General features: G+C 42.8%; 3 protein-coding genes. All 3 read right to left on the bottom strand.

Translation table 11 applies throughout. The features are described 5' to 3' along the window. Nucleotides 1-64: 64 nt before the first annotated feature. Entirely contained in the window at nucleotides 65-1,063 is a 999-nt protein-coding gene (trpS, locus tag IFO68_RS16360) for a tryptophan--tRNA ligase (RefSeq protein ID WP_192016906.1), read from the bottom strand. A gap of 468 nt (nucleotides 1,064-1,531) precedes the next feature. After that, nucleotides 1,532-2,275 (bottom strand): thioesterase II family protein, encoded by a 744-nt coding sequence (locus IFO68_RS16355; protein ID WP_192016905.1) that lies wholly within the window; start codon nucleotides 2,273-2,275, stop codon nucleotides 1,532-1,534. Between the two features lie 98 nt (nucleotides 2,276-2,373). Next, on the bottom strand, nucleotides 2,374-13,428 hold the full coding sequence (locus IFO68_RS16350) for a non-ribosomal peptide synthetase (protein ID WP_192016904.1): 11,055 nt from the start codon (nucleotides 13,426-13,428) through the stop codon (nucleotides 2,374-2,376).

Here is a 13,428-nt window from a genome sequence, read left to right as displayed (position 1 = left end):
TTACTTCAAAAATCCGGCTTTTTATGCCGGATTTTTGATTTTGTATTTCAGCATTCTGTGTTCTTCAGAACATGGCTATCCCTAACGCACGCTTCACATCATGCAGCACATCCTGACTGACTAAATTGGCTTTCTCCGTCCCTTTTCTCAGTACATCAGTCAGCATGGTTTTATCTGACAGTAACCGCTCTCTCTCCTGCCTGATGGGTGCCAGCAGCGTTTGTAAGCACTCTTCCAGTATCTGTTTCGTTTTACCATCACCCAATCCGCCCTGACGGTACTTTTGCTTCAGTGCTCTTACGTAAGCGGTATCCGGATGAAATGCATCCAGGTAGGTAAACACCACATTGCCTTCGACTTGCCCGGGATCCTCAACCCTTAAGTGGTTTGGGTCGGTATACATTGCTTTCACAGCCGCACGTATCTCTTTTGCACTTGCACCAAGCGTGATGGCCGTCCCCTGTGACTTGGACATCTTCGCTTTACCGTCCAGCCCTGGCAATCTGGGTACATTGCTGATCAAAGGGCTGCACTCCTCAAGAATGCGTTGCCCAGTAACATGATTAAAACGCCGAACAATCTCATTCGTCTGTTCAATCATAGGCAATTGATCGTCACCCACAGGAACAAGACCAGCCCGAAATGCTGTAATATCAGCAGCCTGACTGATTGGATAGGTAAGAAAACCTGCCGGGATTGCCCTGCCAAATCCTCTGGCATGGATTTCATTTTTTACCGTCGGATTACGCTCTAAGCGCGCAATAGACACAAGGTTGGCATAATACATGGCGAGCTCAGGCAGAGCCGGTAGCGAAGATTGAAGGCAGATGGTGGTCTTACCCGGCTCAATACCCACGGCAAGATAATCAGCCACTACATTCAAAATGTTTTCTGCCACCTTTCCCGGATTATGACCGTTATCGGTTAACGCCTGTAAGTCAGCGACCAGTATGGTCTGTTGATGGGTATGCTGAAGCGCGACCCGTTGCTGAAGTGAACCGGCAAAGTGCCCTAAATGCAAGGGGCCGGTCGGTCTGTCACCAGTCAGTACTTGTTCTTTCATCTGTTTTCCTCAGTGTAGTAAACGCCAGTGGCTACTAAGGAAACATTCATTCGAAAGAAATGTAGTGCGTTCATCAGCAGCCAAATGACGGCAAATGAACGTGAAAATTCAGTGCCGTTCTAAGAAGAACGCCACCAAAAAATTGAAAGGACTTTCAGGGAATCACTAGTTATCATTCATAAATGATATCTGCACATGCAATAAAATGCAACAACCTAATCTATATCTATATCTATATCTATATCTATATCTATAAACCTAGGCTGTTTCTTAACCTGTTTGAAATAAAAACATCTTAAAGAAGGCCTTTCTGTTAACACAGAACTAGTATCAGCTTTGTGAGAAAACCATTTCTGTGGTAGCCATATCGATTATTAAGATTATTAGAATGTCCCCCTACTCAAACTCAATTTAAAGTAACATACTGCAACTAAACATCCTCAATTAAGTGGGTGAATGCAGATATCTTTACTCACAAGGTTGTTTCGTTATTAGAGAAATAATATCATCTAATACATTATCATTGTTAATAAAAAAGTGACCGCCAGGGAAACTGTGAATTTCTGGCACTTGCGAAAAAACATCTCCCCACTCGGCTAACTCATTATCAGAAATTTCATCATCCATTCCAGAAAGAACTATTGATGACACAGATAGTTTATACTTTTTCTCAGAACAATAATCCTCAACTATACTGTAATCAGATTTAATATAGGGAGTGCACAACTCCATCAACTCTTTGTTGTTAAGGATTTGTTCAGGAAAGCCACCTTTTATTTTCAACTCATTGATAAAATCATTATCGCGAAGATGGCTGATGAGTTTTGCCCTGTTGTTTTTCCAAGGTGACTTTGCGGCAGAGAATACAGCTTTCACAGGCATGCATATCTTATGGGCATCCAATTTTTTAATTACTTCATAAGCAAGTAGTGCGCCCATACTATGGCCGAATAGAATAAAAGGTTTATCAGTAATACTCTTAATGTCCTGCCAAATATCATCCATATAATCTTGTATGTTCATACACGCAGGTTCAGCCATACGTTGTGCTCTTCCTGGCGGTTGGTACGCCAGTAGCTGAATATGAGCAGGCAGTCTGGCTGCCCATGGGTAAAATACAGACGCACTTCCGCCCGCAAACGGAAAACAAATTAAATTTACTTTGGCGGTGGCGTTAGGTTTATAACAAACAAATCTTCCATTAACACTCATATTATTCTTTATCTTCACCGTTCATAGCTGACTTCATGAGGTTATCATACTCAGTGAAGTCAGGTTAATAAAATACTGTTATTTTGTGATCATAACACCTATGTCGTTTGAGTTTCATACATTGATATAATCTGTTTCAGCAGACCCTCAAACATCGTCATAATGCATTCGGATTGCAATGATGATACATGACAAGAATTGTAATCAACCTCAGCATTAATTTGCTTGGAAACTGGGTCAACATTAAGGCTGAGCTTGATTGCATGATGAAACCTATCCGCCGAATATAAACAACGTACATCCATTTCATTATCGTTCTTCCTGCTAGCGATATTTGAAAAATGCATGAAGTTAAACGCAGCATATGTTAACGACTTTTCTCCAACAAGCCCTGCAATACCATCAACTGGGTACAATGCACACATTTCAGCTTGGATCTGCTTTTTTGCCAATTTTTCTATTGCTTGTTCAACAGGCAAGCCTACGTTGAGAGTAAGTGGCAAAAATCGCCAGTAAAGACCAACGCCATCAAGCGGGTTGCTTAAACGCTCGGAACGCCCATTTGACACCACATCAACGGTTACCAAAGAGGTATTCAGTACGTTCCCCAGCGCTTTATGATAAGCATAGAGAAAGAGTGTTTTTACCGGTACACCAAGATGATTAGCCACTCTTGATACTTTCTGCCAGCGAAGGGTATCAATAGAACGAGTCACTTTCTGATAACCCGTCGATTGAGTATTGGTTGGTAAATGAGGCATAGGTGAATAGTCACACAATAATTCTGTCCATTGCGACTTAAAAGTGTTATTTGAAGCAGCTTCCAACTCCAAGGCTACGGCTTCTTTAAACACATTGACCACTGACGTATTTTTCGGTTGAATTATGCCTTTTCCATTATTCTCTATTTCTGAGAATAATGCGTTTAACAGTTCAACAAGGCCCCAGCCGTCTTCAATTGCATGGTGCGTGGTCATCATGAAGTCTACTCGAGAGTCATCGTAGCGAAGAATTTTCACTCTCGTATTTGCACTACCTAGCTCAAACTTTTGGACCTGCTCCTGTTTACAAATGGCCAGTGAAAATGCATTTCTTTCCGAATGAGGGATATGATCAGCATCGTTCACCGATATTTCCACAACATCAGCTGGCATTACCAACTGCCTGTACTCACTGTTGTCACTGCGAATAAAGATAGTCCGAAGCGTAGGATGCTTCTCTAGCATTTCTTTCATAGCATGTGTGACGGCGGAGACGTTAACATGTAAGCCACTGAGGCTAAATAGAACCTGCGGCTGATAGATGCCGATATCAGAGGAAGCTTTATGGTGATGGATCATTAACGCCTGCATACTGCTTACAGGGTAAATATCTTCAGCACCAACCTGGTGAGCCAGGTACCTATCATCAGCAGACAACTTAGCACTTAGCAAGGCCATCGGAGCTGGTTTTAACGTGCTAGAGAGATCATTGCTATTAACACGGACTACCTTTGCTATCTGAGCAACAGTCTGATGTTCAAATAACTCCTTGATTGAAAAGTGAAGACCTTGTCTGCTGGATTGCATCACCAGCTTGACTACGCTCATTGAGTCACCACCAATCGCAAAGAAATTATCATGGATTCCAACACGTTCAAGACCCAGTAAGCTTTGCCAGATACTGCAAAGCTTTGATTCAACTTCGTCGCCAGGCTCTACGTAAGCTGCACTTGCAACCTGTATTTCTGTAGCACTAAGCAACCGTTGGCGGTCGACTTTACCATTTACTGTCAACGGTATCTCAGGAATAACTGCGTAGTGAGCCGGAATCATGTAATCGGGTAACAGGGTCAGAAGAAAAGATCTTATACTCGATGCTATTTCTTGGGTTTCCTTCGATGTATTCACAATAAATGCGATAAGTTGAGGCTCACCTATACCATGAGATTTCAGCAATACAACGCAATCTTTTACCAGTTTACTGCGTAAAATAACCTGCTCAATTTCGCCTAACTCAATACGATAACCTCTTAACTTGGTCTGATGATCCATTCTCCCCAAGTATTCAAGTTCTCCATCATGAATTCGCCGCACCAAATCACCGCTTCGATAAACTCGTCCTTTCCCCTCAGAGAAAGGATCAGGTATAAATCGCTGCACGGTTAATTCTGGTAAATGTAAATACCCTGTAGTCACCCCATCGCCACCGACATACAATTCTCCAACTGCACCTTGTGGAAGTAGCCTACCCTGATCGTCACATACATAGGTATATAGATCAGATAATGACTTGCCAATAATACTCGCTGAACGTTCCATGTCGCTATGTCGGATAACACGATGCGTAACATGCACAGTCGTTTCTGTAATACCATACATGTTCACCAGTTGCGGTGTTTCATCACCGTATGTCTCTATCCAGGGCTGTAGTTTTTTCAGCTTAAGGGCCTCACCCCCAAAGATCACGTACCTCAGACAGAAGTTTCGAATACCGGCTTTGACCGCTTCTGTAGAAAATAGATTAAAGGCAGATGGTGTCTGGCTGAGTACAGTAACCTGTTTTGTGCTCACCAGTTGCACCATTGCCTCAGCCGATTTCACGATTTCATCAGGCACAATCACCAAGCGTCCTCCTTTCAGTAGGGCCCCCCATATCTCCCATACCGAAAAATCGAAAGCATAAGAATGAAAAAGCGTCCAAGTATCACGGTAAGAAAATTCAAAATATTCTGCGCAAGCCCGAAACAATCTAAGAACATTATGGTGGCTGACTGCTACTCCTTTAGGCTCCCCTGTTGAACCTGATGTATAAATCACATAGGCCGTATCATCCCCAGTCACTTCAGTTTCTTTTAAGTCGAACACTTGAGAACAAAACGAACTCTCCTCCAGTACTTTATCCACGTCAATCACTGACAGCACAACACCCAGAAGAGCATCAGAGTACTCATCATGAGTCAGCAAATATGAAAGCTTTGCATTATTTATAATATACTTTATACGATTTAAAGGATTAACTGGGTCAATAGGAACATAGCTTGCCCCGATTTTAAGGACAGCCAACAGAGTAATGACTTGTTCCATAGAGCGATGTAACAGTAAACCAACGAAATTGCCTCGCTGCACACCACAATGACTCAAATAAACAGCCATCTGATTGACTTTATTGTTCAGCTCCCGGTATGTCAGTTTCTTATCGCCAAATTCAAGCGAAACACGCTCAGGATACCGGCTAACTTGCGCTTCAAACGCCGCTGGCAACGAAGAATACGGTATTTGTTCAGACTGAAAGATATCGCGGGTTATCAGATCCTGATGATCTCTCGCTGATAGCCAAGTCAGCGCTGTCATTGGTTGCTCTGACTTGGTTATCCATTGATCTAGTACGTGGATATAAAGCTTACTCCAACTCTCGATAGTTTCCTTGTCAAATAGCCGGGATGCAAAGTTCATTGTCCCTTGTAAGCTGCCTGGCGATGCTTGCCAATGCATACTCAAGTCAAACTTCGCTGAGTTAAAGCCCGATATCTCTCTCTGCTCCCCCTCAGGTATATTCGCTGTGTTTCTCTCTTGCTGCTGTTCCAAAGTAAACATTACCTGGAATATAGGATGTCTTGAAGGATCACGAGGAATTTGTAAAACATCCAGAAGCTTTTCAAATGGCAGGTTCTGCTGAGATTTAGCCTGTACGACATTATTATGAACCTGATGAATAAACTCAGAACCCTTGCATGTCTGGTCTACCGATACCCTGATTGGCAGACTGTTAACGAAAAGGCCAACCAGAGACTGAACCTCTGCCATATCCCGCAACTCAGCAGGAATACCAACCACAATGTCTTCCTGTCGACTCAGCACAGACAATGTCAGCATGAATCCACTTAATAATAAAGAATGCAGAGTAACGCCTTCTTCCTGAGCCAGTAAAAGAAGATTTTCAGCCTGTTCCTCAGATAAGTTGATACTGACATTATTACCAGTGTAATCGATTTGAGAAGGACGTTGGTGATCGGTTGGCAATTCCAGTTGGGTGAGATTTTTTAGGGCATCAAACCAGAACGCTTGAGTTACTGCATACCGTTCCTTTTTCTCTTGCTGACGCTGCCAGTAAGCATAGTCACCATAGTTTATGGTTAGTTCTGGAACATGCCATATTTGATGCGCTTTCATCGCCTGATAACACGACATAAAGTCATTGATAAAAATATCAACAGACCAACCGTCAATGGCGATGTGGTGCCAAAGAAAAAAGACATAGCAACCGTCGGGACTATCGATCAATGATACTCGAATCGGAATTTCCTTTGAGAGTACAAAAGGAATCGCAGACTGCTTCTCAGTATACTCTCTGATTTCCTGTTGGCTTTCACAATGATGGCAAATAAGCTCAGGGGCGGCCTCTACTATTTGCTGATACGTGTTTCCATTCTCATCAATGTTAAACACTGAGTGCAACACTGTATGACGCTTAACTACAATATTGAGCACCTGCTGAAGACAGTTTACACCCACATCTTCATCCAGCATCAATAAATATGGCACGTTATAAGCGCTTCCCGCGGCACCATAAGCATCTAGAAACAGCATTCGTTCCTGTGCGTATGAGAGGGGGTATTTTGACATACCCAACGGCATGATTACCGCAGATAACTTGGCAAGTGGCTGCAAATGAGGAATAATTTCCGCAATGGTAGGATAAGAGAACATTAATCCTATAGTGGCTTCCAATTGCAAGTCTTCTTTTATCTTGGCCAGCACACGTATGGCATGTAGTGAATGCCCGCCAATATAGAAAAAATTATCCGTTAAGCCGATCGACTTAATCCCAAGAACCGATTGCCAAATCTGAGCAAGGCTAATTTCAAGATCAGTTTGAGGTAAGTGATGTGATTGGCTTTCCGTCACTTCTGGTATAGGTAATGCCTGCTTGTCCAGCTTACCGTTTATCGTTAATGGCAGTAATTTCATCACTACATAGTATTGCGGCAGCATATACACAGGCAATTTCTCTGCCACCCACGCAGCCAACGAGCCAGACTCCAAAATACAATCCGGCTTTGGCACCACGTATGCCACTATGGCCGGCTCATTCGCCACAGTCTGTAATATGACAGTCGTATCAGCAACCTGTGGCAACTCTGCCAATACTGCCCTGATCTCAGCCAATTCGATACGATGCCCACGAATTTTTACCTGTCCGTCAGTACGCCCCAGATACTCAAGGTTCCCATCTGGCAGCCACCGAACCCAGTCACCGGTTTTATATATTCGTGTCCAGCCATTTTCCTTCTCAGCCAATGTTGCGTAAGGATCGGGTAAAAAACGTTCGCAGGTCAACTCAGGTCGATTTACGTAACCTTGCGCGACACCTGCTCCGCCAATATAAAGTTCCCCGACCGTACCGACTGGAACAGGCAGCAATTGTTTATCAAGTACATAACAGATTTCATTGTCCGTGGGTTTCCCGATTGGTATCACTGACCACTCCGGATTTATTGCGGTGACATGCAAAGCAGTGCTGGCTACGGTTGTTTCCGTCGGACCATACGAATTAATCAGAACAACGCCCTGCTTAAGCAGGCCTGCTGCATGCTCAGGCAAGATTTTATCCACCCCTGTCAGTACGCGTTTCAAATGCAGTTGACCAGTATTTTCTTCTAACCACCTCGACAGTGCCCCGATATAAAACGGTGGAACATAGGCAGATTCAATAGAATGATCCTGTAAGTAATCGAAATAGCGTTGCTGATCTGAACGAGTATCATCGTTCAGAATATGCAATGTACTGCCATTAAGCAGGGATGAGAATATTTCAACCACCGAGATATCAAACACATAGTTTGTCCAGCAACAACACCTTGCGTAACTGGTATTGAAATGTTCACTGTTAAGTAAGTTCAATACGCTTGATGAGGTAACTTTAACCCCTTTCGGTTTTCCCGTTGTACCTGATGTATATATGACATATGCCAAATCACTCTCTGTTACTTGTCTATGGTGTGGATATTTTTCACTTTGCGCTGATTGTTCCAGAGTCAGTAACGAATAGCTGCCGGGATCTTGCAGACATTTTACTAATTTCGTTTTCAAAGCCGGCTGTGTCAGCAGAACAGGTGACTGAATATCTGATACAATAAATCCAACTCTGTCATCCGGGTAAGACGGTGAGATTGGCACATAGACACCGCCTGCTTTTAACACTGCCAGCATCGCAATAACCATTTCAATGCCACGGTCATAAAAAAGCCCAACCATGGTTCCCGCCTCAAAGGGCTGACCACATTGTTGTTGATACTGTTCAGATATCAAGCATGCGAGTTGATTTGCTTTTTCATCTAACGTCTTATACGTTATTACTTTATTACCGAACACCAATGCGATATGTTCTGGAGAACGAGCCACCTGACGTTCAAATAAATCACTCAAGCTATCAGAAACTACTTTGGAACGCGTTCCATACTGCCAATCTCTTAGTCTTTTTTGGTCTTCAATAGTTAATCTTGATAAATGATGAAATGGATGTTGAGCTGACACTTTGCTCATCTCATTGACCATCATTCCTAAATATTGATGTAATTGCTGAAAAACAACCTTGCTGACTGACTGCTTATGTGCTTGCAATGAAAGAATAAAACGGTCCTGATGCCGAACAACATTCAGCGTCAGGGGAATATCATTTTTATCATACCCCTGCCCCTTCTGAAGAATCCGTTTATCTTGGCTGACTTCATCGTAAACATGGAAATGGGTGTAGTTAAACGAGATGCTTAAAGTGACATTTGTTTTTAATGAAGATTCCTTTATTTTGGTGTAAGGAATTCGTTTGTGTCGCAAAACTCTGTCTTTCTCATATGAATAACTTTTTAACCAGTCAGCGATGGTACCCATGTCCGATGAAATTTGGGGTCTGAAGGGCAAAACATTCAGGAAAACGCCTAACATTTTATCGCCACCAGGTATTTCCAGCCTGTTATTAGCAATCAATCCAATAACAGTATCATCACAGTTTTGTATTTTAGAAATTGTATGGTGATAAATAGCCAAAAAGAGAGTATCAACTGAAATATTCAATGTTGAAGACAATGTTAGTATCGCGCTACTTTCGGCATCAGAAAGCTCATAGACCGCTTTGTCCAGTTCAGAGTGTTGTGGACAATCCTGCGACACAATAGGAAAATCCGGCATCTCATAGCCAGCTAAATACTGTTTCCAGAAAGACACTGACTCTTCATCCGACATGGCAGCCAATTCCGACTCAGCATACATTCCCATTGGCGGATTTGACACTAGCTCAGTGACGCAATGACTGCTATAAATATTCAGTAGTTCGGTCACTAAACTTGCCAAACTCCAGCCATCTAAAATGACGTGATGGATAGCCAGGTTTAATTCAAAGCCGCCTGTTGTTATGTCGCTAATAATACAGCGGAGCAGTTGAGGCTGAGTCGTATCAAATGGCTTATCATGTTGCGTATCAAGTAATGTGCTCCAGTCTTGAGATTCAACAATGTCTATCACGAGGTCAACATGCTGATGAACCACACCGATATACCCATGTTCATCATCTTCAATAAACGCAGTTCGTAACGTTTCATGACGATGTATCAGGTCAAAAAGTGTTTTTCTGAACCGTTTGTAATCAAATGGGATATTGATGGAATAACGGAAAACATCATGGTAAACACCTCGGCTTAATGACGATTCCAATAACATACCTTGCTGAAGCTGTGTTGCTGGATAAGCATCAGTCAAATTATCTGAAATATTATTAATCAAATTTTTCTTTTTATCATCTGAAAGAAGACTAAACGCTTGATAGTCGCTTTTCACATCTGATTGATTAACACCACTTGTAATGCCTGAAATCGTGGGGTTTGCGTAGAAAACATTTAATGGCAACTGTAGCCCTATTAATGAAAGACGACCCAACAGTCGTATTGCAAGAATAGAATCACCACCAACCTGAAAGAAATTATCTTGAATACCGACTCGATTTACTCCAAGCACTGACTGCCATATTTCACAAAGCTGCTTTTCCAGATTGTCTCGGGGTGGATGAAATTGATCCGGTGCACTAAAACACGGCTCGGGTAATGCTACCCTATCGAGCTTACCATTTACCGTCAATGGAATCGCATTTAACACATTTATACTCGCTGGCTGCATGTATTCTGGTAGACTCTGATTTAGCGCATCTGCGATTTTCTGAGCGATAAACACGCAACCGTCTTCCATCACAACGTAAGCAGCCAAAACTTGTTTTCCAGCTCGCTGAAGTGCAATAACGACTGATAATTTTATACCATCAATGGCTAATAATGCCTGCTCAACTTCACCCAACTCAATACGGTGGCCCCGAATTTTAACTTGGTGGTCATTACGCCCCACATAAGCCAACTCACCATTGGGTAGCCAGCGGGCCAAATCCCCAGTCTTATACAACCTACCGTATTGAGAAGTATCAATAAAACGCTCACGCGTTAAGCTATCACGGTTCAAGTATCCCCTTGCCAGGCCTCCTCCACCAATGAAAAGTTCGCCTACCGCATTAATAGGCAAAGGTCTTCCTCTTTCATCAAGAACATGGGTTGTCATATCAGAAAGTGGTTTTCCAATTAATGACTGAGCAGTTAAATCTTGTCGGGAAAGTGATTTATAAGTCACATGAACTGTGGTTTCCGTAATACCATACATGTTGATGAGTTTGGGCACTTCATCACCAAATCTATTCCACCAGGGTTTCAGCTGATGAATATTTAATTTATCCCCACCAAAAATAACATAGCGTAACGATGGAAAAACAATCGACTCTGACAGCACAACATCCGAGAAAGCATAGAATGCTTCCGGTGTTTGATTCAATACAGTAATTTCTTCCTGTGCGCAAAGCTGAGCCAGGCGCGAAAAGTCTCGAATACACGCTTTCTCAGGAATGACCAGTCGCCCGCCAAATAACAGGGCGCCAAAGATTTCCCACACACTAAAATCAAAAGAAAAAGAGTGATACAGCAACCAGGTATCACTCTCATTAAACTTAAAGCCTTCCTCACTGGCAGAAAATAGTCGTAAGACATTACAGTGCGTCTGCATAACACCTTTAGGTTTCCCAGTAGTGCCAGATGTATATATAACATAAGCCAGATCTTGTGGATCGTTTATAATATTAAGTTTACTGGGAGAAGAAGTTGCTAATAAAGCGGGCAAACAAACGGTCTGAATTACTGGTTGCTGGTGCGTCTTACCAAGCACAAAGTCCATTTTTCCAATGTACTCCTCCTGCGTGAGAAGCATAACAGGCTTGGCATCGTCTACAATAAACTGAACTCTGTCGTCCGGTGACTCTGGAGTTAATGGTAAATAAGCCCCCCCTGCCTTTAAAATAGCTAAGAGACTAAGCACCATTTCAAACGAACGGTCCATATACACCGCAATTAACGTATCCGGTGAAAGATGTTTTCCTACCAATTGCTGATAACGAGTCCTAATTTGCTGTGCTAACTGATCTGACGCCTGATCGAGCTGAGCATAAGTAAGCTTGGCTTCAGCTATTTGAAGAGCAATACGATGAGGAAAACATTCTGCTTGGTGCTCAAAAGCCTGGCAAAGAGTGGAATGTGACAGCGTCACTGATGATTGCCGATTCCAAAAGTCAATTGAGTGCTGATCAGCAGCCGATAGTAAATTGTATTCAGCGAGCGAGCGATATTGGCTTTGTAGCATGTTCTTAAGAACTTGTTGATACAGAGCCACCAGACGGGTCACCGTTTCCTTGTTAAACAAAGCTTTTGCAAAAACTATGCTGCCTGTAAGCTGATTATCCGTATTTTGCACGGAAACATGCAGATCAAATTTTGCGGGATGATAGGCTTTCGTAGGATCATTTTCACTGGGCACAAAATCAAAAGGAAGATCATCTACAAAAGTACCGTCGAATGAATGAAAGGCAAACATTACCTGAAACAACGGGTGCTGCGACAAATCCCGTTCCACAGCCAATTCATCGACTATACATTCAAATGGCACTTCCTGATGTTTTCTTGCATTAAGGACAAGTTGATGAACGTGATGAATCAGTTCAGCGGTCGTCCAGGCTTTATCAAGCTCTAATCTCAGGGGTAACGCATTTACAAAGTACCCGATCAATGCCTGAGTGTCAGTTGTAGGACGGTTTTCTGCAGGTGTTCCCACCACCACATCACGCTGGCCAGATAAACATTCCAATGAAACGTACAATGCAGACAACAAAATGGTATACAAAGTGGTTTCCTGTTCTCTGGCAAGCTGCTTTAACTGCTCTGTCAGCATTTCGCTCAGGCTAAAGTCAACATGATCACCTTCTGACTTGAATTGCACTGGACGCGTATAATCCAAGGGTAAACACAGAGTTTCAGCATCGGCTAATACTGATTTCCAGTACGCTAAACTTTCAGCATTTTTATCTGCGATACTTCCTGATCGTTGCTGACGGGCAAAGTCAGCATAACCTGAAGTCAATTCTGGTAAAGCAGCCTCTCTGCCCTCAGACAGCGCCGTATAGAAAGCTTTCAGTTCATGAAGAAAAATATTCTGAGACCAGCCATCAAAAGCAATGTGGTGCCAGATAAAAAGTAAATATTCATCACTTTCACAATGAAAGTGATGACAGCGAAATGGCGGCTCCTCATTCAGAGCAAAAGGACGCAAAACGGCTTGCTGTACTCTTTCTTTCAGCAGATCTGCGCTTTCAACAGACTGCGAAGACATAGAGATAGGTTCCTGCAGTAACCGCATTGTTGAATGCTCACCCACCTGGTAAACAGCATTGAGTAATTTGTGCCTTTCCACCACATGATCCAAAGCTGCTTTAATTCTGCTAACACTCGCCCCACGCTTCACGCTAACAAACAATGGTATATGATATGCTGCAGCACCCGCATCTAAATGCTCAATAAACAGTAACTGCTCCTGCCCATACGAAACGGGAGTAGGCTGTAAATCTGACCATTGCTCAAAGTCTGCCTGAGAGAAAATACCTTGCTCTGCAAGATAAGCTGTAATTTGAGGCTTTAATGACCGCAGTTGTGTCACCAGTGTCTGATCCGGCTGTTGACCTCGCATTGCCAGTTTAATTTCATCACGATCAAGCCAGATAGCCATGTTGTGATTAATGATCTGCTGAATAAGTAAATACAT

The sequence above is a fragment of the Photobacterium arenosum genome (genome assembly GCF_014841115.1).
GTDB lineage: Bacteria > Pseudomonadota > Gammaproteobacteria > Enterobacterales > Vibrionaceae > Photobacterium > Photobacterium arenosum.
This window is presented reverse-complemented; position numbering and strand designations above follow the sequence as displayed.

What these genes read in the sequence shown, in the direction of transcription:
- trpS (WP_192016906.1), bottom strand. Translation starts at nt 1,063, where the DNA reads ATGAAAGAACAAGTACTGACTGGTGACAGACCGACCGGCCCCTTGCAT.
- IFO68_RS16355 (WP_192016905.1), bottom strand. Translation starts at nt 2,275, where the DNA reads ATGAGTGTTAATGGAAGATTTGTTTGTTATAAACCTAACGCCACCGCC.
- IFO68_RS16350 (WP_192016904.1), bottom strand. Translation starts at nt 13,428, where the DNA reads ATGTATTTACTTATTCAGCAGATCATTAATCACAACATGGCTATCTGG.